This is a genomic window from Aeromicrobium panaciterrae, from assembly GCF_031457275.1.
Taxonomy (GTDB): domain Bacteria; phylum Actinomycetota; class Actinomycetes; order Propionibacteriales; family Nocardioidaceae; genus Aeromicrobium; species Aeromicrobium panaciterrae_A.
In genome coordinates this window covers 1,275,145-1,297,999 of record NZ_JAVDWH010000001.1, presented here as the reverse complement: position 1 = coordinate 1,297,999, position 22,855 = coordinate 1,275,145, and the positions used below count along the sequence as shown (strand labels likewise).

Here is a 22,855-nt window from a genome sequence, read left to right as displayed (position 1 = left end):
TCAGTGGTGCGCGCTGGTCTCGAGCTCAGTGCCCGGTTCGGGCACGAAGTTGTTGCGTGCGGTCAGCAGACCGAACAGCGAGATGACGATGAACAGACCAACTGTGCCGCCGCCAAACAGGATCAGGGTGTCGAGAACGCTGCGGCCCTCGGCAGCCGGCCAGGCCGCACTGTCAGGCGTATCCGCCACAGCAGACACGGCGCCAACTGCGAGGTACGTCGCAGTGGCGAGCAGCAAACCGAAGACACGGGTAGGAGTCGTCATGACGCAATCGTAGCCACCCGTAGGCTGGAGGAATGCCGCACCTCGACGTCAACTGGGACATCCGGGATCTCGACCTTCATTGGGCGACTCCCGGCACCATCGTCCTGATCATTTTCGTCGGCCTGCTGTTCCGATGGTTCGTCAACCGGGCGATCGATCGACTGGTCGCCCGAGCCAGCAAGGGCAACCTGCCGGGCATCATCGCCAACACCAAGGCAGGCGACTTCCTGTCTGAGCTGCGCCCCGGCAACAGCGAGCGACGCAAGCAGCGCGCACAGACCATGGGTTCGTTGCTCAAGAGCATTGCGTCAGGTCTCATCCTGGCGATCGTCATCGTCATGGTGCTGGCACAGCTCAACGTCAACATCGCGCCGATCATTGCCAGCGCCGGAATCATCGGCGTCGCGTTCGGCTTCGGTGCACAGAACCTCGTCAAGGACTTCCTCGCCGGGATCTTCATGATCCTCGAGGACCAGTACGGCGTCGGCGATGTTGTGGACCTCGGCGAGGCAACTGGAGTCGTCGAGGCAGTGGGTCTGCGCGTCACGCGACTGCGCGATGTCAATGGAACTGTTTGGTACGTACGCAATGGCGAGGTGCTGCGGGTCGGCAACCAGAGCCAGAACTGGGCACGCACCGTTCTCGACATCACCGTCGGCTACGAGGCTGACCTCGACCAGGTGCAGACGATCCTCCAGGAGGAGGCCACCGCGATGTTCGAGGATCCCCAGTTCCACGACGTCATCATCGAGGCGCCGGAGGTATGGGGCGTCGAGCGCTTCGACAAGGACGGCGCCGTCGTACGCGTCGTACTCAAGACCGCACCCCTCGAGCAGTGGCAGGTGGCTCGCGCAATGCGCCAGCGCATCAAGCACCGCTTCGATGCCGCCGGCATCCGTATCCCGACGTCCTTCCAGACCTCGACAGGACCGGACGCATGAGCGATCAGAGTTTCTATGACGCCATCGGCGGACACGACACGATCAAGCTGATCGTTGACACGTTCTACGACGGCGTCGAGACGGACGAAGTTCTACGTCCGCTCTATCCCGAGGCGGACCTCGGACCCGCGAACGAACGGTTCCGGATGTTCCTCGAGCAGTACTGGGGCGGACCGACGACCTACTCCGATCAGCGTGGCCACCCTCGTCTGCGCATGCGTCATGCCCCGTTCGAAGTCACGATCGAAGCACGCGACCGCTGGCTCGTGCACTTCCGCGCTGGTCTCGACAAGGCAGCCCTGTCACCCGAGCTGGACGAACAGTTCTGGGCCTACGTGCAGCACGCAGCGCAATTCATGGTCAACTCCGCACGCTGACGCGAGCTCGAAGGCCAACGCCACGGCGGAGTTGGGCCATGAACGTTCAACACGGCATGGTCAGGACTGCGCTCTGAGCGAAGCGAAGCAGTCATGGTGAATTCCGCGCGTTAAGCGGGACCGCCGGAAGCCTTCAGCCCGTCAAACACGGCGCGCTCCTCGGGCGAGAACGCCCGCGACTTCTGAGCAGCCAGGTCGAACCCGACCAGGAATGTCGTGCCTCTGGCCAACAGCACATCGCCGTCGGACAGCTCGGACTCGATGGTCACCGAACCAGCACCAACACGGCTGAGCCAGCTGCGCGATTCATACGGTTCCAGCCGCCAGGTGATTGGCGAATGGAAGTCAACGCTCACCGTGCCCACGACGAACTGCCCGGACTTGAGTCCCGCCAGATGGTTGGAGATGAACAGCACTCGCCCTTCCTGGAAGAGCTCGAAGGTCTTGATCAGGCTCACGGCGCCGGTCGAGTCAATGTCGCTGCGTCGGATCCTGGACGGCAGTGGGTCTGAGGTGACAGCCGAGCGGCTCGCCGTGGACGGCGTCCCGAGCGTGGTGACGAGGGTCGAATAGACCGTACGCGTGCCGTCGCGGTCTGAGCAGATCTGCTGTGTCAGCTTGTCGCCGTCGATCACAGAAGTGACGACCACTGGGTGACGGCTCAGCAGCATCGGCCGGGAGTAACGGACTGACATGTGCGAGACACCGAGGCCGGCCTCGATCAGTCCGTCCTCGACCAGCAAGTCGCGTACTTCGGACGCGTAGTCGACATAGACGACGTTGTTGACGTGGTTGAGGGAATCAAGATCGGCCCAGCGCATGGGCAGTTCATGGACGATCTCTTCTTTGGAAGGCACCCGCCGATGATGGCAGACGGCGGGGTGGGGCGCCCTGGTCAGGCGCTGGCGGTCTCGTCGATCTCGATCAGCGGGTCGCCCTCTTGGACGATCTGCCCAACCTCGACGAGGATCTTGCTCACGAAGCCGGAGGCCTCGGCGTAGACCGGGATCTCCATCTTCATCGTTTCGAGGATCGCGAGCACGTCACCGGCTCCGACCTGGTCGCCTTCACGGGCGACGATCTTCCAGACGTTTGCGACGATCTCGGCTCGTGCAGCAAACATCAGGCGGTGCCGGCGGTGAGCATGCGAAGCGCCGCAGTCATACGGTCGCGTGTCTCCTCGGGATGGATCACATCGTCGACGATACCGGCCTCAGCGGCCAAATAGGGGCGAGCGACTTCCTCGCGGTAGACAGCAGCAAGCTCGTCGCGAAGCACGGTCGGCTCCTCGGCTTCCTTGAGCGCACGTCGATGAAGTAACGCGACGGCGCCGCCGGGACCCATCACCGCGATCTCGGACTGAGCCCAGGCCCAGTTGACGTCGGCACCGAGCGACGCAGCGCCCATTGCGATGTACGCGCCGCCGTACGCCTTGCGCACGACGACCGTGAGCTTGGGCGACGTCGTCTCGACGTACGCCTTGAGGAGCTTGGCACCATGCGTGATGATGCCGCGACCCTCTTCGACCGTGCCGGGCAGGAAGCCGGGAACGTCGACGAATGTGATGACCGGGAGGTCAAAGCGGCCACAGAAGTCCACGAACCGCGCGGCCTTGACGGCTGCCTTGGAGTCGAGGATGCCGCCGCGGGCGTCGGACTGGTTGGCGATGACGCCGACCGCGTGACCGTCGAGGCGGGCGAACAGCGTGAGGATGCTCGGCGCATGCGTCGGCATGAGCTCGAGGCGCGCACCGTTGTCGAGGACACCGTCCATGACGGCATTCATGTCGAAGACGATGCTGGACTTCTCCGGGACGATGCCAGGCAGGCGCTCAACGGCGCCGGGGTTGGCCGGTACGGGGCTGTGGCGCTTCTGCGCACCACCCTTGTGGGTCGGCAGGAACGACAGCAGCAGGCGTGTCGCGTGGAACGCCTCTTCTTCGTTGTCGACCTCGAGGTGAGCAACGCCGCTGACGCGGGTGTGGAGGTCTGATCCACCGATATCTTCCGCTGAAGCGTCCTCGCCGGTGGCCGCCTTGACGATGTCCGGGCCGGTCAGGAACATCTGTCCCTGCTCCTTGACCATGATCGTCCAGTCGGTCAGAGCTGGTGAGTACGCGGCAGCGCCGGCGCACGGGCCCAGGATCAGCGAGATCTGCGGGATGCGCTTCTGCGCCTCAATGTTGAGCGCGAAGATGCCGCCACAACCGTGCAGCGCGAAGATGCCGTCGTGGATGCGAGCTCCACCCGAGTCGTTGATGTAGACGATCGGGTAGCCCTTGTCGATCGCGAAACGCTGAGCCTTCTGAATGCTCTCGGCCATGACTGCGCCGATCGCACCAGAGGCCACCGCTGCGTCGTGCGAGACGACGACGAGCGGGTGACCGTCGGTCGTACCCCATCCGGCAATGACGCCGCTGCCCTGACCGGCGCCGGCAGAGCGCAACGGTGTCATGGACACGAAGGAGCCCTCGTCGACGAGCATCTCGGCACGCTGAAGTGCCGTGTAGACCCGCTTGCCCTTGGGCTCGACGTGGGCGAACCGATCGGCACGACGCTGCGTAAGCATCGAGCGATGACCAGTCTCGTCAGGCGCTGAGAGCACCGAAGGTGTTTCACGTTGCGACACGACGACTCCTAAAACATGAGGTTTTCCTCAACTATACACAAACATGAGGAAAACCTCACTTTCCGTGAGCGATGTTTTTGAGTGATCTGGCTCTCGCGTGCGCGGTTCGTCTGCGATACGGTTCTGAGGAACTTGCTAAGCAAGCGCTTAGGTCACCTTCGAAGGAGCAAAACAGTGAGTGAAGCCCGTACCGCGATCGTCACCGGCGGAGCCCGAGGAATCGGCGCCGGAGTGGCCCAGCGACTTTCGGCCGACGGGTTTAAGGTCGCCGTCGTCGACCTCGACGAGGCGTCCTGCGCTGGAACCGTCGATGCCATCACCGCCGCCGGTGGATCAGCCCTCGCAGTCGGCGCAAACGTCAGCGACGAGGAGCAGGTCAAGGCCGCCTTCGCCCGCATCGAGTCAGACCTCGGCGCTCCGACCGTGCTGATCAACAATGCCGGTGTCATCCGCGACAACATGCTCTTCAAGATGACGACGGACGACTGGGACACCGTCATGAACGTGCACTTGCGCGGAGCATTCCTGATGACCAAGAGCGCTCAGAAGTACATGACTGAGGCCAAGTGGGGCCGCATCGTCAACCTCTCCAGCAGCTCGGCTCTCGGCAACCGCGGCCAGGCCAACTACTCGGCCGCCAAGGCTGGCGTCCAGGGCTTCACGAAGACGTTGGCGATCGAGCTCGGCAAGTTTGGCGTCACCGCCAACGCGATCGCACCCGGCTTCATCCAGACCGACATGACGGCCTCCACGGCTGAGCGCCTCGGCGTCGCGTTCGATGACTTCATCAAGTTCAGTGCCGAGCAGATTCCCGTCCAGCGGGTTGGCCAGCCCGAGGACATCGCCCACGCTGTCTCGTACCTCGTCAGCGAAGGCGCCGGCTTCGTGTCCGGCCAGGTCATCTACGTCGCTGGCGGGCCGCTCTGCTGATGTCCGAAGATCCGAAGGGGCTCGATCTTGCTGCGCTGCACACCTGGCTGTCGGCGAATGCGCCGACACTCGCCACGGGTGAGCTGTCGGCCGGCCTGATCACGGGCGGCAAGTCCAACCTCACCTACCTGGTGAGCGATGGAGCGACGGACTACGTCGTACGCCGCCCTCCCCTGGGCCATGTGCTCGCCACGGCACACGACATGAGTCGCGAGTACACCGTCATGGCCGCCCTGGGCGACACAGATGTGCCGGTGCCGCAGACACTGGCCCACTGCGAGGACGTTGACGTCATCGGTGCACCGTTCTACGTCATGGCGAAGGCCGACGGGACTCCGTACGGACGGGCCGAACAGCTCAAGCCGCTCGGTGCCGACCGCACCCAAGCGATCACCGAACAGTTGGTCGACACGCTGGCCGCTCTGCACGCCGTCGACTACGCCGCGGTCGGCTTGTCCGAATTCGGTCGGCCGAACGGATACCTCGAGCGGCAGGTCTCACGCTGGAAGAAGCAGCTCGCTGCATCTACGAGCCGTGAGCTCCCCGGCATGGACGAGCTCATCGCCCAGTTGGATGCCAACATTCCGACGTCGAGTGACGGCACGATCGTGCACGGCGACTACCGGCTCGACAACGTGCTGGTTGACGACTCCGACAACATCACGGCTGTGCTCGACTGGGAGATGAGCACACTCGGGGATCCGCTGACGGACGTCGCGGTGCTGTTGGCCTATCAGCAGCTCGCCGAGGAGGCACCGCCCTCAAGCATGGGCGCAGCGATGGTCACGGACGCGCCTCTGGCTCCCGGCTACCTCAGTCGTCATGACACTCTTGAGCGCTATGCCGCCAAGTCCGGCAGGGACGTCAGCAACATCTCGTTCCACCTGTCGCTGGCATTCTTCAAGCTCGCTGTGATCCTCGAAGGCATCCATTTCAGGCACTCGGCGGGCCAGACGGTTGGCGGCGGGTTCGATGGAATCGGCGACATGATTGAGCCATTGATCGCCGCAGGACGCGCCGCTTCGCGCTAGGGTCAACGGCGTGACGGCCGAGATTCTCGAACCCAGGCGCCGCCCGACCCAGGAGCGCAGCCACAAGAAGTTTGACTACCTCTTGTTGGTGGCTCGCGAGCTGCTGCTCGAGGTCGGGTTCGAGTCGTTCACCTGCGAGGAAGTCGCACATCGCGCGGGCCTGCCGATCGGCACGCTGTACCAGTTCTTCCAGAACAAGTACGTCATGGTTTGCGAGCTCGACCGCGTCGACGCTGTGGCCGTACGCATGGAACTGGCGTCATTCGCCGAGGCGATCCCGTCACTCGACTGGCTGAAGTTCCTCAACCGACTCGTCGACCACATGGCCAAGATGTGGGTCGACGACCCCTCGCGCCGCGCTGTCTGGCTCGCGGTTCAGTCGACACCCGCCACTAGGGCCACGGCGGCTGTTACTGAGCGTGAGCTTGCCGCCGAGGTAGCCAAGGCCCTGGCTCCCCTGACGCCGGGCACACCGCGCGAACGCCGCACGATCATGGCCGAGGTGCTGGTGCACGTCGTCTACTCGATGCTCAACTTCTCGATCCGCGATGGCCAGGAGCACACCGAGGCGGTCATCGAGCTCAAGCGTCTCGTGATGGCGTACCTGCTGAGCGCCGAGCACTCGGAGTAGCGGGCGCCTCAGTCGGACAGGATGACGTACGCGGTGGCGTAGTCGCCGTCGTGACTGAGCGACACCTCAAGGGTGTGCCCAGTGAGCCTCTTGGCTACTTCGCCATGCAGTCGAATGCGCGGCCGTCCCCACGCGTCGGTGACAACCTCGATCAGATGATGGATGCCCTCATCCATGACAGGCGCCTCGCCATACATCGACGCCGACCAGGCCTTGATCACAGCTTCCTTGGCAGCCCAGCGAGCGGCGAAGTGACGCGCGGGATTGGAGGGACCACTCCGCGCATCACTCCGCTCGCCAGGTGAGAATGCCTCGGCGAACCTCGTACCGGGCTGGTCAAGCTGGTCCGCGAACGTAGGAACGTGGACCAGATCGACACCAACCCCAAGGATCGTCATTGGCATGACACCGACTGGTAGATGTCTCCCTCACCCAGTCGTGCTTGCGGATCCAGGAGCATCGCAGCCTCCCGTGCCCGCACTCCCTCGCTACCGAGGCGACGGTCGGGACGTTCGTACAGCGAGGGGCCGCCGTACATTGCCCGAACCAGACGCATCCGGCCCCCGATCGTCCGCGCTTCCGCGCGGGTGGCGTAGGAGTCTCGCTCCTCCGCCGTGAGGGTTGCAAGGAAGGCTTGGGGGTTGACCAGCGCGATCAGGCCCGCCACGTGACCGAAGCCGAGGCTCGTCACGAGGCCCGCCTTCAGCTGACCGGTCGCCAGCGGCTCACGGAGCCAGACGAGGTGCTCGTGCTCGGCGAGGTCGTCCATGACGCAGTCGAGACTGCGGTTTGGAGGAACGACTCCACCCGTGAGCACCTGGCTGAGTCCGATGAGCTGGAACGCTGCCGCTCCACCCTTCGCGTGACCTGTGAGGGTCTTCTGCGAGATGACGTAGAGCGGGTTGCCCTCGCTGCGGCCGATTGCCGCCGCAAGACGCTCATGGAGCTCGGACTCGTTGCGCTCGTTGACGCCCGTCGACGTGTCGTGCTTCGACAGCACGCCGATGTCGTCGGCGGTCAGACCGACCTGCGCCAGCGACTTCGCCAGAGCGGACTCGCGTCCGCCGCGGCCTGCTGCCAGTGCACCGATGCCCGGAGCCGGGATCGAGGTGTGGACACCGTCAGCGAACGATCCGGCGTACGCGACGACTGCGAGCACAGGCAGACCCATGCGGGCAGCGACATCGCCGCGCGCAAGGAGAATCGTTCCGCCGCCCTGTGACTCGACGAATCCGCCGTAGCGGCGGTCGTTGCCGCGGCTGAAGTAGCGGTCCTCAATGCCCTTGGCCTTCATGGCTGCCGAGTCGGCCGTGGCTGACATGTCAGCGAAGCCGACGATGCCTTCAACGCTCAGGTCATCGAATCCGCCGGCGACGACGAAGTCCGCCTTGCCGAGCTTGATCTTGTCGACGCCTTCTTCGACAGACACCGCGGTCGTTGCGCAGGCGGCGACGGGGTGAACCATCGCGCCGTACGAGCCGACGTACGACTGCACGACGTGCGCTGCGATGACGTTGGGCAACGCCTCCTGGAGGATGTCGTTGGCCTTGTTCTCACCCAGCAGCGTGTCGAGGTAGAGCGACTGCATCGACTGCATGCCGCCCATGCCGGTGCCCTGCGTGTTGGCCACCATCGCCGGGTGAACCCAACGCATGAGCTCCGACGGTTCGAAGCCGCTCGAGAGGAATGCGTCAACGGTGCAGACGAGGTTCCACAGGCCGACGCGGTCGATCGACTCGACCATCTCGGCTGGGATTCCCCACACCGTGGGATCGAAGCCGGTCGGGATCTGGCCGCCGACCGTACGGGTCAGCTTTAGTCGGCGCGGCACGCGGATCTCGGTGCCGGCCTTGCGGGTCACGGTCCAGTCGCCGTCGGCTGTCGCCGCGATGACCGTACGCTCGGGGTCCGCGTCGCGGAGTGCCTTGGCTTCGGACTCGTTGGAGACTGTGAACGACAGGTCCTTGTCGAGGAAGACCGACGTCAGCAGCGGTGCTGCGTTGTCGACCATGTTGCCTTCGTCGACGTAGCGGCGGATGCCACAAGCTTCGCGGACTGCCTCTTCATAACGATCGGCGAGATCAGCCTCATCGACACTCTCTTGCGAGGCCGTGTCGTACCAGCCACCAGCGTTGGTGTCCCAGGCGACGAGCCCTGTGGTCCAGGCAAGCTCGAGGATTCCGGCGGCCGACAGCTCGTCGGTCACTTCGACCTCGAAGCGTGTGCGCGAGGAGCCGTACGGGCCGAGCTCTCCGGCGCCAACCATGACGACGAGGTCCTCAGGACGCGCCTCGAGCGGCGCCCAGTCGAGGGTGTCGACTCGGTCGAGCTGTGCCGGCGACGGGGCCAAGGCGGCGATCATGCCGGTCTCGTCCTCGGCCTCGACTGCAGGCCGCTCGACACCTTCGGCGAGTGCACGCATGTCGAGGTTCACTCCGCCAAGCCCACCTGTGAGGTCGACTGTCTGCGGCTCGATGTGAGCTGCAGCGCGAGCCTCAGCCGTGCAGGTCTCGAGCAGCGCTGCGGCCATTTCGTCAGGCGTCCACGTGCGTACGCCAGCGGCCTCTACGGCCTCGACCAGCGGGTCATTGCCGCCCATGAGGCCCGTGCCGCGTACCCAGCCGATGATGGCGTGGCTAAGCGAGACGCGGTTGGCCCACGCAGGCTCGGCCTTCCAGCGGGTGACGAGGGCATCGAGAGCAGCCTTGGCCTCGCCGTAGCCACCGTCGCCACCGAACATGCCACGGTTGGGCGATCCGGGAATCACAACGTGCAGCGTTGCGTCGATGTCGTGGTCCTGACCGTGCGCCGACAGCGAGGTGATCAGGCGCTCGACCGACCACAGCAGAACACGCATGTCGATCTCGGTGCGGCTTCCTACGTCCGACATGTCGCCGGCCACGCGGCCCGCTGCGAACGGGAAAAGCAGGGTCGGTGTCATGGCGGGCTTGAGCACCGTCGTCGTACCGGCACGTGTCTGCGTCTGCTCGGCGCCGATCCACTCAGTGAGCGCGTCGACGTCAGCGAAGGATGCCATGTTGGCCGGGACAACCCACAGAGCAGCACCGTTGATGGCGTGCGTGCGGTAGAGCTCGCGGTAGAACGCGAGGCGCTTCGGATCAAGACCCGACGTCGTCGCCACGACCGTGGCGCCACCAGCAAGAAGCTGGCCGGTGATTCCGGCAGCGATCGAGCCCTGGCTTGCGCCGGTCACAACTGCGGTCTCGCCAGCCCACGGAGCACTCGGCTCGGTAAGAGCGTCGGTCGCGATCTGGGCGAAGCGGTCCTTGCGGGCCGGATCACCGTTCGTCGCATGCCACTGAGCCTGAGCCGCAAGCGCCTTGCCGGCGCCCACGAAGCTGACGTCCAGGTTGTCGCCATGGACGATGCGCGCGAGATCCTCGCGTGCGCTGGCCCAACGGTCGTCCAGCTGCACGGCCTTGTCAGAATCGAACGCGGGTGCGGTGAGCTTGGCCCAGTCGCTGCCGAGCTCAGACTCGACGCGAGCAAGAATCTCGGCATCATCCGCGTTGGGCTCCGCCACGATCGGCTGCTCGTTGAGACCGAGCTGGTCGAGTACGAGGCGGGCAGCAGAGGCGAGTACGCCGTCAGGTCCGGTGATCTGCGAGGTGAACTCAGCCATTGCCGCAGCATCAATCGTGGCTTCTCCTCCGCCAGTCGACGGGAGGTCGACGCTCACACCGTGGCGCGAGGCGACTGCCGCAACGCTGGCATCGATCGCAGCGTCGACATCGGCACCCGTGGCGAGGCCACTGAGCGAACCGAAGTCACCGCCGCGAACACTTGCACCCTCGCGGCTCGACATCGCGAGCTCGGCGAGCACGTGACTCGCCCAACCCGGTTCCAGCTGCCAGACGTCAGTAACGCGCTCGGCGACGTACGCCTGACGCTTGCCGGTCGGTCCGAGCACCTTCTTGAGGTGATCGCCGAGTGCTTCAGTGAGTACCTGGCCGAAGGCCTTGTATCCACGCGCGAGGCCCTTGACCTGGCCAGACAGCGTCGGCAGGTCAGCGTCAGCAGCACCATCAATGGCACCGAGGCCGAGTTCTCCGCCCAGGTCGACGAGCAGCTGGTTGCGTCGAGAGGACGCTCCATCGCACAGCGACTCAATCGAGTCGGCGGCACCGATCTGGTCGATGCGCATCTTGGTCCACCAAGCGATGAGGACCGTGGTCGCGTCAGCGGCATCGAAGGTGATGTCAGCAGGACGCGGACCACTGGTCGTCATCGAGGTGACCAGTTGAACACTCGGCGAAGCCGCATCCGAGGTGGGCATCTCGACTACTGCCTCATCCTCCTCGAACTCAACCATCTCCTCATCGGTGCTGAAGACTGCGGCGCTGTCGCGCTCGAAGTTGAGCACCTCGACAGGTCCGCCGTGACGGCCCGGAAGCTTCAGCGTCTGCGACGCGAGGTTGGCGACCGTAGGTGCCTGGCCAACGCCGACCTCGATGAATCGCTCGACACCGAGCTCACCGAACATCAGGTCCTGCGTCTCGATCCAGCGCACCGGGCTGGCGAACTGCCAGGCCAGAAGCTCGATGAGGACAACACGGCACAGCTCGCCGGGCTTCTTGGACCACGCGGCGAAGTCTGCGAGGACTCCGTCGAGCGGCTCAGACGGTACGAGATCGGCGATCTCCTGGATGAACGCGCGATCCAGCGAGAACGGCTTGGGCACGAGGTTCGGTACGTACCGACCCGCAAGGATGGCCGGGTCGATCGTCGGCGGCAGCAGCTCGTCGAGTCGCGCACGGAAGTCCGGCACACCTCCACGCAGCACCGTCGAGTGGAACGGCACATCGATGCCCGGGATCAGGATGAAGGCACCCTTGCCACCGAACTCGTCACGACGTTTGTTGACCGCGGTCTCGAGAATCTCGAGGCCACGTACGGTGCCGGCGATCGCGTACTGCGAGTCGCGGAGGTTGTAGTTGACGATCTGGAGGAACTCGCCCGACTGCTCGGCGATCCCGTCAACGAACTCCTTGACGTTGTCGTCGACCAGTCCGATCTGCGACGGTCGGATCGCCGCGAGGCGGTAGTCGCTGCGTCCCTCAGCGTCACGCTCCACGAGCGTGTGCATGACCGAACCGCGCTGGAAGACAACCTCGACAACACCTTCGAGAGCGATGACGCCCGAGACGGCGGCGAGAGCGTTGTATTCACCAACAGAGTGACCCGCGAGGATCGATCCTTCGACGAAGGCGCCAGCTTCACGAAGCTCGGCCATCTGTGCGGCACCGAGGACGGCCATGGCCACCTGGGTGAACTGGGTCAGGAACAGCACGCCATCGGGGTGCTTGTGCGTGACGCCCTGAGCGACGAGAACCGTCGGGTTGTCGCGGACGACATTCAGGATCGAGAAGCCGAGGGCTTCGCGAGTGTGTGCGTCGGCGCGATCCCAGATCTCGCGGGCTGCCTTGGAGCGCGCGTACGCGGCCATACCCATACCGGCGTGCTGAATGCCCTGACCCGGGAAGGCGTACGCCGTGCGCGGCGCCTCGAGGCGAGCGGTGGCGGCCATGACGACCTCACCCTCGACGCGGCAGCTGATGTCGAGGACCTCAGCGCCAGCATCCAGGCCGACACGATCAGCGCGGACGTCGACAGTCGCACCCGGACGTACGGGCGCCATGAAGCGTGTCGTCCAGCCGGTGATGCGGCGACCGGAGACGATTTGCTGCGCGGCGGCCGACACCCACATGCCGTGGACGATCGGATCGCCGAGTCCCGCGAGGCGGGCCGCGGCAATGCTGGTGTGGATCGGGTTGTGGTCGCCGGTGACTGCGGCGAACGCCCGCAGATCGGTCGGCGCGACCACGGACGCGGAGCCACGCGACTTGCGCGGGGTGTCCTGGACATCTTCGCCCAGCGCACCGCCAGCGCGTGCCGGATCGGCAAGCTCGCCGGCGCCCGTACGTCCACGGATGGCAAAGCGTTCTCGGAGGTTGGCGATGTCATTTCCGGAGGAGGTGACGGTCACGTCGACGGTGACGACACGGCCATAGTCGGTGTCAGACACCGACTCGACCGTCGCACCGATCGTGAGCTTCGCCGGGGCCGTCGGCAGTGCGCCGACGAGAGTGACGGCGTGGTCGAGGTGAACCAGGTCGAGCATGCCTTCGATAACAGGGATGCCATCGGCAGTCGTGACGTCGCCGAGCACGGCGAACACCGACGGCCAGGCAAGTCCGACGAGCACGTCAGGTACGGGGTGCACCGGCACGTCTGCGCCCGTCACACCTGCGTGGTCAGCGATCAGATCCGGATCCCAATCGACCGAGACTGTGGCATGACCATCCGCAATCTTGGGCACGGTTCCACCGGCGGCGCCGGCAACCAATGCACCCATCGCTTCTGCGGCGATCTCGGTGGTCACGACCGGAGCGGCACCAGCGACCACGGCGTCGCCGAGGTCGATGCGCAGGGAGAGCGGGCGTGCAAGCGGTACGTGGAGCTCAGCGGTACGAGCGTCGATCGCGATGACCGTTGCGCCAGTCTCCGGGTGCTCAGCGCGCTCGGGGTCGACGATGACCCAGTCGGCGCCGAGGCGGTGAACGGGGTTGCGAACCGTACGACCAGCCCAAACCAGGTCGGGAGCGGCGAGCACGAGTGACAGCACGTCTCCCGCACCGTCGACGCGGCGACGACCTGCAACGCGCTGCGGTGCACGACCGGAAGCAAGCAGGCCATCGATGGTGGCGTCCTCAAAGCGGCGCAGAAGCTCGGCCACGGGCTCATCGACGCGATCGATGCCGCCGACGGAGACAGGTCCGGGGATGACGCAGACCTGATCGGCGCCATAGCGGGCATCGTGTGCCTGCCAGAGCGAGTCGGAGCGCCACCAGCGACGTACGTCCTGGTCGAGGACGGGTACGAAGTTGACGGGCTTGCCGGGCGTCTTGCACTGGTCGACGAAGAACAGCACGTCACCCGGGTGCAGAGTCACTTCGGCAGCTTCGGGGTACGCACGAAGCAGCACGTCGAGCGCGGTCGCCCCGAAGGCAACGCTGGACTCGTTGGCGAACAATGTCGGGATCGTGCCGCGATCGGCAGAGTGAAGGCGAGCTTCAGCGCGCTGCAGCATTGCGGTGAACCGCTCCTGCATCGTGATGTCGAGCCACGTCGGGGTACCGCTCAGCTCGAGGAAGCGACTGAGCCACTGCGCGTACGTCATGGTTGCGACATCGCCGAAGTAGGGCTTGGCCGTGCGATTGAGCGCGTCGATGATCTCGTCACGACGTTCGGCAACGGCTTCGGCGTCACCGGCGACCTCGTCGAGCAGGTGGCCCGTACGCGAGGCGGTGTTGTCGATCTCGTGGATGTCAGCGCCGAGCTGGCTGAGGCTGGAGGCCATGCCGCCCTTGGCTGTGCCAGCGCCGATCCATGAACCGGTGCCACGGGTGTCGACCAGCAGCTGCTTCACATCAGGAGCCGTGGTCGCCTCGAGCGTTGCCATGGCAGCGGTGCCGACGAGGATGCCGTCGAGCGGCATCAGGGGGAAGTCGTGGCGACGAGCCCACTCACCGGACAGATAGGCCGCAGCGACCTCGGGCGTACCGATGCCGCCGCCGACGCAGACGACGACGTTGTCGAGAGCGCGCAGTTCGCCGTAGGTGGCGAGGAGCAGGTCGTCGAGGTCTTCCCACGAGTGGTGACCGCCAGCCTTGCCTCCCTCGATCTGGACGATGATCGGAGTCGGAGCGACTTCCTTGGCGATCGCGACAACCTGGCGGATCTGCTTGACCGTGCCGGGCTTGAAGACGACATGCGTGATGTCGGCGTCGCGCAGCTCGGAGACAAGTGCGACGGCTTCTTCAAGTTCAGGGATGCCCGCGGTGACGATGACCGCGTCGATGGGTGCACCAGCGGCGCGTGCCCGCTGGACGAGGCGCTTCTGACCGAGCTGCAGCTTCCAGAGGTACGGGTCGAGGAACAGCGAGTTGAACTGGAACGTGCTGCCAGGAGTCAGCAACTCGTTCAGCTCAGCGACGCGGTCGGCGAAGATCGGCTCGGTGACCTGTCCGCCACCGGCGAGCTCGGCCCAGAAACCCGCGTTGGCGGCTGCCGCGACGATCTTGGCGTCAACCGTTGTCGGCGTCATTCCGGCGAGCAGGATCGGCGACTTGCCGGTCAAACGAGTGAAGCGAGTTTCGGCGTGGATGCTGCCGTCCGGCAGGGTGACGACGCTGGGCGCATAGGCCGACCACGGAGTCGCTAGGCGCGGAGCCGCACCAGCCGCGACGAGCTCACGGTGACCACGACGTGTCGTCGTGGCGATGATGCCAACGCCGCGCGTACGCAGCTCGCGAGCCGAAAGGCGTGCGGCGATGTCGCCGGGCCCCAGATCAAGGATCCAGGTGGCGCCGGAGTTCATGGCTGTCTCGAGGGACTCGACCCAGTCGACCGGGTCGACGAGCGAGCGCTTCGCGAGATCGCGAGCACGTTCGGCGTCGATGCCACAGGCGGTCGCCCAGGTCGCGACGAGGTCTGCGGCCTCGGCGAGATCAGGGTGGTGGAACGCCAGCTGCGATGTCAGCGGCTCGATGACCGGGGCGAACGGAGTGCCGCCGGTTGTCTTGCGGTCACGCTCGGCCTTCTCAGCAGCTGCAACCTCTTCGAGATGGGCCTGTACGACGTGGAGGCTGCTGGCCGGACCGCTGATGACGACACTCCGACGACCGTTGCGCATACGCGCCACGACCCGAAGGGATGCCGGCAGCTCAGCGAGGATTTCGTCGATGCGCTCGGGGCGTACGTTCGAGATGCTCAGCATCGAGTTGCCGAGCAGCCCGCGACGACGGCCGACCAACTGTCCTGCTGCGCCAACGAGACGTGCGATCGCCAGCAGCTCCACGTCGTCGACACCGGCGAGCGACTGCGCTGCGATGAGGCCCTGCGAGTGTCCGATCACGGCGGACGGCTTGATGACCTGGGTGTCAATGCCCTGACGGTGCAGAGCGCGGATCCCGGCGAGCTGCGTCAGAAGGATTCCGGGCAACGAGACGCCAGGCGTACCAAGCATGTCGGTGTCGGGCAGCTCAGGAGCGTCGTCGTCTTCGGCCGACTCCCCCACAGCAAGAACGTCAACCCACGCCAGAGGCGTGAAGGTGATGCCAGCGCGAGCGAGCTCGCCAGCGACAGGAACGAGCTTTGCCTCGGCCTGACTCACCAGGGCTTCGAGGTCCGCCTCCAGGGCGAAGTCACGTACGAGATCGGCCAGCGGCTCCAGCCACGAGGCACCCTGTCCGCCAAAGCCCACTGCGTAAGGGGCGCCGTCGACGATGCGGTCAACGAGAGCGCCGCGGCGCTCAGAAGTGCGGGTCGGGGCAAGCGATGTGTCGATGGTCGTCACGTGAGTTCCCTCGGGTACTGCCGTCTCGGGATCGACGGGCGGTAACCCCAGTCTCGCAAAACATGAGGGAAACCTCAACTTTAATGCGAGGTTTTCCTCATGTTTTTCAAGAGATGTGGATCACGCCCTGTTGACCGATCCTCGATCAGGAGCGCAGAATGAATGAACATTCAGTCATAGGAGCTCCGATGAGTTGGACCCAGAACGACATCCCCGACCAGTCCGGCCGTACGGCGGTCGTCACAGGCGCCAATGGAGGTCTCGGCCTCGAGTCCGCCGAAGCCCTGGCCGGTGCCGGTGCACACGTGGTGATGGCCGTGCGCAACCAAGACAAGGCCAAGGACGCTGTCGAACGCATCCAAGCCAAACACCCCAAAGCCTCGCTCGAGCTCGTGCCCCTCGACCTCGGCGACCTCGCTTCGACCGCGGCGGCTGCCGACAAGATCCTGGCAAAGCACTCATCGATAGACTTGCTGATCAACAACGCCGGTGTGATGGCCATGCCTGAGCGCACCACCGTCGACGGGTTCGAGATGCAGCTGGGTGTGGACCACCTTGGTCACTTCGCCTTCACCGCGCACCTCCTCCCCGCGATCGTCAGTACGGATGGAGCTCGAGTCGTCACTGTCACCAGCATCGCCCGCTTCCAGGGCACGCCGATTGACCCCGACAATCCGCACATGAAGGGCAACTACGGCGCCTGGCGCTCCTACGGGCAGGCCAAGTTGGCCAACTACCACTTCGGTCTGGGGCTTCAGAAGAAGTTCGTCGAAGCCGGCGTCTCGACCCAGAGCCTTCTCGCCCATCCAGGTCTCTCCCGGACGGACCTACAGACCACCACCTCGGCCGAGGGCGGCGCAGGATGGCTGGGGAGTGCCTCGGAGTTCCTTGCCGCTCGCACCGGCATGAAGCCCCATGTGGGCGCCCGCCCGCAGCTGCGTGCTGCGACCGACCCGAAGGCCAAGGGCGGTCAGATGTACGGTCCTCTCTTCGCTTCGAACGGGGCCGCCGTCAACCGCCCCATCCTTCGACGCATCGGACTCGACAAGCACGTCCAGGAGCTCTGGGACGTGTCCGAGCGTGAGACCGGCGTGACTCTCGACGTGGCACAGGCTGTGCGATCGAAATGACCTCCCCTGTCGCGGTCGATCGGGCGGAGGCGGTTCGTCACGCTCTGATCCGGCTGGTCGCCCGCGACGGATTCCATGGCACCTCCATGGCTGCGATCGCCAAAGAGGCCGGGGTCGCGACGGGTACCGCATACGTCCACTACGCGTCGAAGGACGAACTGGTGCTCGCCACCTACCTCGAGGTCAAGCAGGGCTTGGGCGAGGCAGCCCTGGCCAGCGTGGACGCCAAAGCCACGTCTCGGGACCAGTTCGCCCAGCTCTGGACTGGCGTCCAGCACCACCTCGAGGCCGATCCTGATCGAGCGCGATTTCTGGTGCAGGCAGACAGTTCGCCGTACGCAGAGATCGCTCACGAAAAGGCGATCGCCGCACTCGACGATCCGCTGATGTCTTCGCCGGTGGTCGCCGCCCTGCTCGAGCAGATGGTTGATCTGCCGCCTGAAGTTCTCTTCGACCTGGCCGTTGGCCCAGTCGTCCGGCTCACGGCCAGTCAACGGAGCGTCGACGAATCCTTGGTGGATCCGCTGATCGAGGCGTGCTGGCGAGCTGTGACGACGCCCTAGGTCAGACGCCGCCGGTGAGCAGCAGTCCGCCATCGATCGTGAGGGTCTGGCCTGTGACCCACGCAGCGTCCTCGGACAGCAGGAATGCAACAACCGAGCCAACATCGCCCGGAACGCCGAGACGCTTGAGCGGGTAGGCGGCCGACACCTCGTCCTCCTTGCCCTCATAGAGAGCAGCGGCGAACTTCGTCTTGACGACGGCTGGCGCGACAGCATTGACCCGGATGTCCGGACCCAGCTCGACGGCTAGCTCCTCGGTCACATGGATGACGCCGGACTTCGACGCTCCATAGACTCCGATCCCGGGCGCAGGCTTGAGGCCTGCGACGGACGCGACGTTGACGATCGCTCCCCCGTTTTCGCCCATCCATGCGTGATAGACCTTCTGTGCCCACGCGATCGACGAGATCACGTTGACCCGGAAAGTCTTCTCAGCCGCGCCCAGATCGACGTCGATCATCCGCCCGTACGTCGGGTTGATGCCCGTGTTGTTGACCAGGAAGTCGATCCGACCAAACGCATCGAGAGTCGCCGCTACAGCGGCTGCCTGATGCGCCTCGTCGTCGGCCGCGCCGGCTGAGAAGATCGCATTCTCGTGACCTCCGAGAGCCTCGACCGCCTCCGCCAGCGCATCAGCCTTGCGAGCCGTGATGCACACCTTCGCACCATCAGCAACGAGTCGCTCCGCGATGGCAAGGCCGATGCCCCGGCTTGCGCCGGTGACAATCGCGACCTTGCCGTCGAAGCGGCGAGTCATCAGGTGAGGCGCTCGATGACCATGGCCATACCCTGGCCACCGCCGACACACATCGACTCGACGCCGAACTGCTTGTCGTGGTGCTGCAGCGAGTTGATCAGCGTGCTGGTGATGCGAGCACCGGTCATACCGAATGGGTGACCAATCGCGATTGCTCCACCGTTGACGTTGAGCTTGTCCATCGGGATGCCGAGCACCTTCGCCGAGCCCCACGACTGAACTGCAAACGCCTCGTTGATCTCGTAGAGGTCGATGTCGTCCAGGCTCATGCCTGCGTTGCGCAGCGCGGCCGGAATCGCTTCAACGGGGCCGAGGCCCATGATCTCGGGCGAGAGACCGGTGACCGCGGTCGACACGATGCGCGCGAGCGGGGTGAGACCGAGTTCCTTGGCCTTGGTGTCGCTCATGATCACGACAGCAGCTGCGCCGTCGTTGAGGGGACAGCAGTTGCCGGCCGTGATGGTGCCGTCGGGACGGAAGACGGGCTTGAGCTGCGACACAGCCTCGAGCGTGACGCCGGCACGAGGTCCGTCGTCCAGGCTGACGACCGAGCCGTCGGGCAGGGTCACGGGCGTGATGTCCTTGGCCCAGAAGCCGTCGTTGATGGCCTTCTCGGCGAGGTTCTGGCTACGTACGCCGAACTCGTCCTGCTCTTCGCGGCTCATGCCGAGCTTCTGCTGGACGTTCTCTGCCGTCTGACCCATCTGGATGTAGACGTCCGGAACATCACCGTCTTCGCGCGGATCGCTCCACGAGGCGGCTCCACCCTGCTCGCGCTTGGCCGTACGGGCGATCGCGTCGTCGTAGATCGGGTTCTTGGTATCAGGCATACCGTCCGAGCTGCCCTTGCCGAAACGGCTCACGGTCTCGACACCGGCCGAGATGAACACGTCACCCTCGCCGGCCTTGATCGCGTGGAACGCCATGCGAGTGGTCTGCAGGCTCGAAGAGCAGTAGCGGTTGACCGTCACGCCGGGTACGTGGTCGAAACCAGCCTGGACGGAGACGATGCGACCGAGGTTGTAGCCGCTCTCACCGGCGGGCTGACCGACACCGAGGTGGAGGTCGACGATGTCCTTGGGATCGAGTCCCGGCACCTTGGCCAACGCTGCCTGCACCATCTGGACCGTGAGGTCATCGGGGCGCATGTCCTTGAGCGAGCCCTTGAATGCGCGGCCGATCGGCGAGCGAGCGGTGGAGACGATTACGGCTTCAGTCATCAGTGGTGCCTTCCGTTATGCAAACAGCGTGTTGGACTCAGAAACCGAGGTCTCGGCCTATGAGCTCTTTCATGATCTCGTTCGAACCAGCCCAGATCTTGCTGACCCGGGCATCTCGCCAGGCGCGAGCGACACGGTACTCGTTCATGTATCCGTACCCGCCATGGAGTTGGACACAGTGGTCCAGGACGTCGTTCTGAATCTCCGACGACCACCACTTTGCCTTGGCTGCATCGGTAGCTGTCGCCTCGCCACGCGTGTGCGCGAGCACGGCCGCATCGACGAACGTCTCGGCGACCTCAATCTTGGTCACCAGCTCAGCGAGCAGGAACTTGTTGTGCTGCAGGCTGCCGATCGGCTGCTTGAACGCCTGGCGGTCGTGGGCGTACTGGATCGTCTCGCCGAGGATCTGCTTGGCGTGCGCGACGTTCGACACGGAGCAGCTGATTCGCTCCTGCGGGAGACGCTGCATCATGTAGATGAAGCCTTGGTCGACTTCGCCGATCAGACGATCGTCGCCGAGACGTACGTTCTCGAAGAACAGCTCTGCCGTGTCCGCTTCGCTCTGGCCGACCTTGTCGAGCTTGCGTCCACGGCTGAAGCCGGGATCGGTCGCTTCGATCGCGAACAGGCTGATGCCCTTCGCTCCCTTTTCGGGCGAGGTGCGTACGGCGGTGATCACGAGATCGGCGGAGAAACCGTTCGTGATGAACGTCTTGGAACCGTTGATGACCCACTCGTCACCGTCACGGACGCCCGTCGTCTTGAGCGCCGCCAGGTCAGAGCCACCACCGGGCTCTGTCATCGCGATAGCGGTGAGGATTTCGCCGGTCACACAACCCGGGAGCCAGCGAGCCTTCTGCTCGTCGGTGCACAGGTCCACGAGATAGGGGACGGCGATGTCGGTATGGATCGCGACGCACGATGCGAGTGCGGCGTTGAGCTTGCTCAGCTCTTCATCCAAGACCGCATTGAAGCGGAAGTCGTCGGCCTCGGCGCCGCCGAACTCCTCGGGGATCTCAAGGCCGAGGAAGCCCTCAGCTCCGGCTGCGAGCCAGAAGTCACGTGGAAGGGCCTTTTCCTCAAGGTACTTCTCGAGATTGGGCTCGACATGCTTGGCGAGGAATGCCGCACAGGAGGCACGGAATGCCTCGTGGTCCTCGTTGAAGATCGTTCGCTGCAAAACTCTGCCTTTGCGGTCCAGGAAACGCGCACTAAGCGCTTGCTTAGCATGCAAGCACTGGGGCATGCTGTCAACCAATTAGGAGGCCAGCATGACGACCATCACAGCGCGTGAACGGCTCATCAATGCTGCCGTTGAGGCCTTCGCTGAGAAGGGTTTCGCGGGGACGACAACGCGAGACATTGCCTCCCGCGCCGGCATGAGCCCGGCTGCGGTCTACGTGCACCACGACTCCAAGGAGAGCTTGCTCTTCTCCGTCAGTCTCGACGGTCACCGTCGCGCGCTTGAAGTCATCACGTCAGCTGCCGCGTCGAGCACCGATCCCGTCAACCGGCTGCGCGCCATGGTCTACAACTTCAGCCTCTGGCACGCCGACAACAGCCGCGTGGGGCGCATCGTGCAGTACGAGTACCACGCGCTGACCGACGAACATCGCGCAGAAGTCGCGACCTATCGCCGGGACATTGAGAAGACGATGCAAGACGCCCTGGCCGACGGTGTCGACCAGGGCGTCCTGGATGTTGTTGACGTCCCCGGAACAGCGTTCTCGCTGCTCTCGTTGGGCGTCGATCTCGTGCGCTGGTTCGAGCCCGGAGGTTCTCGCTCCGGCCACGAGCTGGCCACCCTGCACGCCGATCTGGCGGTCAGAATGACCAGGCTTCGTTAGGCTGCGTCAGCCTGCAGGACAGCCTCGGCCACGATGTGGATCGAGATCTTGTCGCCGATGACGACCTTGTCGCCCTCGAGCGGGATGTTGAAGTCGATTCCGAACTCCTTGCGGCTGATCTCGGTAGTCGCCTCGACGCCCACGCGCGTTCCGCCCCACGGGTCCGAGCCCTCGCCGAGGAAGTCGACGTCGAGCTCGACGGCCTTCGAGACGCCCTTGATGGTCAGGTCGCCGGTCACGACGAACTCGTTGCCACCCTTGGCGACGACACCAGTCGAGACGAAAGTCGCCTTGTCCTGGTTGTCGGCGTCGAAGAAGTCGCCCGAGCGCAGGTGATCGTCACGCTGCGTGTTGCCGGTGTTGATCGACGACAGGTCGAACGAGACGTTGACCGACGAAGTGGTGATGTCGTCAGCAGTGACGAGCGCGCCTTCGAAGGTGTCGAACTTGCCGCGCACCTTGCTGATGATGTGGCGGACGGTGAAACCGATCTCGGTGTGAGTCGGGTCGATCGTCCAGGTGCCAGTGCTGACGTTGATGTCTGTGGTGGTGCTCATGTGATGCCTCCGGGTACAGTAGTTGATTGTTCAACAAATACGACATTACAGATAGTACAACGTTCAATCAAGTGGGCAGGCTTGTATGATGGATCACATGGAGACCGCAACCGAAACTCCGTGGCTCACCGCCGCAGAGCAGCAGATCTGGCGATCGTTCCTGGGCGGAACAATCGTCCTGAATGATCGCCTCGACCGCGACCTCCGGACCGCACACGGCCTCTCGATGCCCGAGTACGAAATCCTCGTGCGATTGTCCGAAGCGCCTGACCGCTCGATTCGTATGGCAGAGCTTGCTGCTGCGGTTTCGCACTCACGCAGCCGCGTCACGCACACGATCGCCCGCCTCGAACGAGAAGGGCTGGTCTTCCGAGGCCAGTGCTCCGAGGACGGCCGCGGTGTGTCCGCCGTGATGACGGACAAGGGCTTCGCCTTGCTCGAGGAAGCCGCTCACACCCACGTACGCGGCGTCCATTCCTACCTCGTCGACAACGCCTCCCCCGAAGAATTCGCCGTGCTTGGTCAGATCATGCAGCGCGTGATCACCCAGCTCGGCGGGACGTGCTGACTGACAACCCGAGACTCACAGGGTTGGCA

Annotated in this window: 19 protein-coding genes; 9 read left to right on the top strand and 10 right to left on the bottom strand. The window is 64.7% G+C overall.

The annotated features are described in order from the left end of the window. A complete protein-coding gene (locus tag J2X11_RS06815) occupies positions 1 to 264 on the bottom strand; it encodes a hypothetical protein (protein ID WP_309968415.1) in 264 nt (87 codons plus the stop codon). A gap of 32 nt (positions 265 to 296) precedes the next feature. On the opposite strand from J2X11_RS06815, the gene J2X11_RS06810 reads away from it, so the two are divergent. Further along, positions 297 to 1,205, top strand: a complete 909-nt coding sequence (locus tag J2X11_RS06810) for a mechanosensitive ion channel family protein (protein ID WP_309968412.1) — start codon at positions 297 to 299, stop codon at positions 1,203 to 1,205. After that, a complete protein-coding gene (locus tag J2X11_RS06805; RefSeq protein WP_309968410.1) occupies positions 1,202 to 1,582 on the top strand; it encodes a globin in 381 nt (126 codons plus the stop codon). The genes J2X11_RS06810 and J2X11_RS06805 overlap by 4 nt, the downstream gene beginning before the upstream one ends. A gap of 110 nt (positions 1,583 to 1,692) precedes the next feature. Here J2X11_RS06805 and J2X11_RS06800 read toward each other — a convergent pair whose 3' ends face one another. Genes J2X11_RS06800 through J2X11_RS06790 form a run of 3 tightly spaced genes read right to left on the bottom strand, consistent with a single transcriptional unit; the run spans position 1,693 to position 4,210 of the window. Continuing rightward, positions 1,693 to 2,439 (bottom strand): thioesterase family protein, encoded by a 747-nt coding sequence (locus J2X11_RS06800; protein WP_309968406.1) that lies wholly within the window; start codon positions 2,437 to 2,439, stop codon positions 1,693 to 1,695. Between the two features lie 38 nt (positions 2,440 to 2,477). Continuing rightward, positions 2,478 to 2,705 (bottom strand): biotin/lipoyl-binding carrier protein, encoded by a 228-nt coding sequence (locus tag J2X11_RS06795; protein ID WP_309968403.1) that lies wholly within the window; start codon positions 2,703 to 2,705, stop codon positions 2,478 to 2,480. Further along, positions 2,705 to 4,210 (bottom strand): acyl-CoA carboxylase subunit beta, encoded by a 1,506-nt coding sequence (locus J2X11_RS06790; RefSeq protein WP_309968400.1) that lies wholly within the window; start codon positions 4,208 to 4,210, stop codon positions 2,705 to 2,707. Before J2X11_RS06790 ends, J2X11_RS06795 begins: the two co-directional genes overlap by 1 nt. A 174-nt stretch (positions 4,211 to 4,384) precedes the next feature. Between J2X11_RS06790 and fabG the strand changes: the two genes are divergently transcribed. From fabG to J2X11_RS06775, 3 genes are read left to right on the top strand one after another with little or no spacing between them, the layout of a single operon-like run. Further along, positions 4,385 to 5,140 (top strand): 3-oxoacyl-ACP reductase FabG, encoded by a 756-nt coding sequence (gene fabG, locus J2X11_RS06785; RefSeq protein WP_309968398.1) that lies wholly within the window; start codon positions 4,385 to 4,387, stop codon positions 5,138 to 5,140. Further along, complete coding sequence (locus J2X11_RS06780; protein WP_309968396.1) at positions 5,140 to 6,171, top strand: phosphotransferase family protein; 1,032 nt, start codon at positions 5,140 to 5,142, stop codon at positions 6,169 to 6,171. Before fabG ends, J2X11_RS06780 begins: the two co-directional genes overlap by 1 nt. 10 nt (positions 6,172 to 6,181) lie before the next feature. Then, positions 6,182 to 6,802 carry a TetR family transcriptional regulator gene (locus tag J2X11_RS06775; RefSeq protein WP_309968393.1) on the top strand — a complete coding sequence of 207 codons (621 nt, stop codon included), beginning with the start codon at positions 6,182 to 6,184 and terminating at the stop codon, positions 6,800 to 6,802. Positions 6,803 to 6,810: 8 nt separating this feature from the next. Here J2X11_RS06775 and acpS read toward each other — a convergent pair whose 3' ends face one another. Then, entirely contained in the window at positions 6,811 to 7,206 is a 396-nt protein-coding gene (acpS, locus tag J2X11_RS06770) for a holo-ACP synthase AcpS (RefSeq protein ID WP_309968390.1), read from the bottom strand. Then, entirely contained in the window at positions 7,197 to 16,181 is an 8,985-nt protein-coding gene (locus J2X11_RS06765; protein ID WP_309968387.1) for a polyketide synthase, read from the bottom strand. Before J2X11_RS06765 ends, acpS begins: the two co-directional genes overlap by 10 nt. 188 nt (positions 16,182 to 16,369) lie before the next feature. On the opposite strand from J2X11_RS06765, the gene J2X11_RS06760 reads away from it, so the two are divergent. Together J2X11_RS06760 and J2X11_RS06755 are read left to right on the top strand one after the other, a co-directional pair. Beyond that, complete coding sequence (locus J2X11_RS06760; RefSeq protein WP_309968384.1) at positions 16,370 to 17,311, top strand: oxidoreductase; 942 nt, start codon at positions 16,370 to 16,372, stop codon at positions 17,309 to 17,311. Next, a complete protein-coding gene (locus J2X11_RS06755) occupies positions 17,308 to 17,874 on the top strand; it encodes a TetR/AcrR family transcriptional regulator (protein WP_309968380.1) in 567 nt (188 codons plus the stop codon). The genes J2X11_RS06760 and J2X11_RS06755 overlap by 4 nt, the downstream gene beginning before the upstream one ends. 1 nt (position 17,875) lies before the next feature. Here J2X11_RS06755 and J2X11_RS06750 read toward each other — a convergent pair whose 3' ends face one another. The 3 genes from J2X11_RS06750 to J2X11_RS06740 are packed head-to-tail and all read right to left on the bottom strand — an operon-like array spanning position 17,876 to position 21,034. Next, positions 17,876 to 18,631 (bottom strand): SDR family oxidoreductase, encoded by a 756-nt coding sequence (locus tag J2X11_RS06750; RefSeq protein ID WP_309968378.1) that lies wholly within the window; start codon positions 18,629 to 18,631, stop codon positions 17,876 to 17,878. Beyond that, positions 18,631 to 19,851: an acetyl-CoA C-acetyltransferase gene (locus J2X11_RS06745; protein ID WP_309968375.1), complete on the bottom strand. Its 1,221-nt coding sequence runs from the start codon at positions 19,849 to 19,851 to the stop codon at positions 18,631 to 18,633. The genes J2X11_RS06750 and J2X11_RS06745 overlap by 1 nt, the downstream gene beginning before the upstream one ends. Before the next feature lie 37 nt (positions 19,852 to 19,888). Next, positions 19,889 to 21,034 (bottom strand): acyl-CoA dehydrogenase family protein, encoded by a 1,146-nt coding sequence (locus tag J2X11_RS06740; protein WP_309968372.1) that lies wholly within the window; start codon positions 21,032 to 21,034, stop codon positions 19,889 to 19,891. Between the two features lie 91 nt (positions 21,035 to 21,125). Here J2X11_RS06740 and J2X11_RS06735 point away from each other — a divergent pair, with 91 nt between their 5' ends. Next, positions 21,126 to 21,701: a TetR/AcrR family transcriptional regulator gene (locus J2X11_RS06735; RefSeq protein ID WP_309968369.1), complete on the top strand. Its 576-nt coding sequence runs from the start codon at positions 21,126 to 21,128 to the stop codon at positions 21,699 to 21,701. Here J2X11_RS06735 and J2X11_RS06730 read toward each other — a convergent pair. Then, positions 21,698 to 22,258 carry a YceI family protein gene (locus tag J2X11_RS06730; protein WP_309968366.1) on the bottom strand — a complete coding sequence of 187 codons (561 nt, stop codon included), beginning with the start codon at positions 22,256 to 22,258 and terminating at the stop codon, positions 21,698 to 21,700. The two genes, J2X11_RS06735 and J2X11_RS06730, sit on opposite strands and share 4 nt — an antisense overlap. A gap of 97 nt (positions 22,259 to 22,355) precedes the next feature. Here J2X11_RS06730 and J2X11_RS06725 point away from each other — a divergent pair, with 97 nt between their 5' ends. Then, a complete protein-coding gene (locus J2X11_RS06725) occupies positions 22,356 to 22,826 on the top strand; it encodes a MarR family winged helix-turn-helix transcriptional regulator (protein WP_309968363.1) in 471 nt (156 codons plus the stop codon). The last annotated feature ends 29 nt before the right edge of the window (positions 22,827 to 22,855 follow it).

What these genes read in the sequence shown, in the direction of transcription:
- J2X11_RS06810 (WP_309968412.1), top strand. Translation starts at nt 297, where the DNA reads ATGCCGCACCTCGACGTCAACTGGGACATCCGGGATCTCGACCTTCAT.
- J2X11_RS06750 (WP_309968378.1), bottom strand. Translation starts at nt 18,631, where the DNA reads ATGACTCGCCGCTTCGACGGCAAGGTCGCGATTGTCACCGGCGCAAGC.
- J2X11_RS06795 (WP_309968403.1), bottom strand. Translation starts at nt 2,705, where the DNA reads ATGTTTGCTGCACGAGCCGAGATCGTCGCAAACGTCTGGAAGATCGTC.
- J2X11_RS06735 (WP_309968369.1), top strand. Translation starts at nt 21,126, where the DNA reads ATGACGACCATCACAGCGCGTGAACGGCTCATCAATGCTGCCGTTGAG.
- J2X11_RS06760 (WP_309968384.1), top strand. Translation starts at nt 16,370, where the DNA reads ATGAGTTGGACCCAGAACGACATCCCCGACCAGTCCGGCCGTACGGCG.
- J2X11_RS06730 (WP_309968366.1), bottom strand. Translation starts at nt 22,258, where the DNA reads ATGAGCACCACCACAGACATCAACGTCAGCACTGGCACCTGGACGATC.
- J2X11_RS06725 (WP_309968363.1), top strand. Translation starts at nt 22,356, where the DNA reads ATGGAGACCGCAACCGAAACTCCGTGGCTCACCGCCGCAGAGCAGCAG.
- J2X11_RS06780 (WP_309968396.1), top strand. Translation starts at nt 5,140, where the DNA reads ATGTCCGAAGATCCGAAGGGGCTCGATCTTGCTGCGCTGCACACCTGG.
- J2X11_RS06815 (WP_309968415.1), bottom strand. Translation starts at nt 264, where the DNA reads ATGACGACTCCTACCCGTGTCTTCGGTTTGCTGCTCGCCACTGCGACG.
- J2X11_RS06755 (WP_309968380.1), top strand. Translation starts at nt 17,308, where the DNA reads ATGACCTCCCCTGTCGCGGTCGATCGGGCGGAGGCGGTTCGTCACGCT.
- acpS (WP_309968390.1), bottom strand. Translation starts at nt 7,206, where the DNA reads ATGCCAATGACGATCCTTGGGGTTGGTGTCGATCTGGTCCACGTTCCT.
- J2X11_RS06805 (WP_309968410.1), top strand. Translation starts at nt 1,202, where the DNA reads ATGAGCGATCAGAGTTTCTATGACGCCATCGGCGGACACGACACGATC.
- J2X11_RS06745 (WP_309968375.1), bottom strand. Translation starts at nt 19,851, where the DNA reads ATGACTGAAGCCGTAATCGTCTCCACCGCTCGCTCGCCGATCGGCCGC.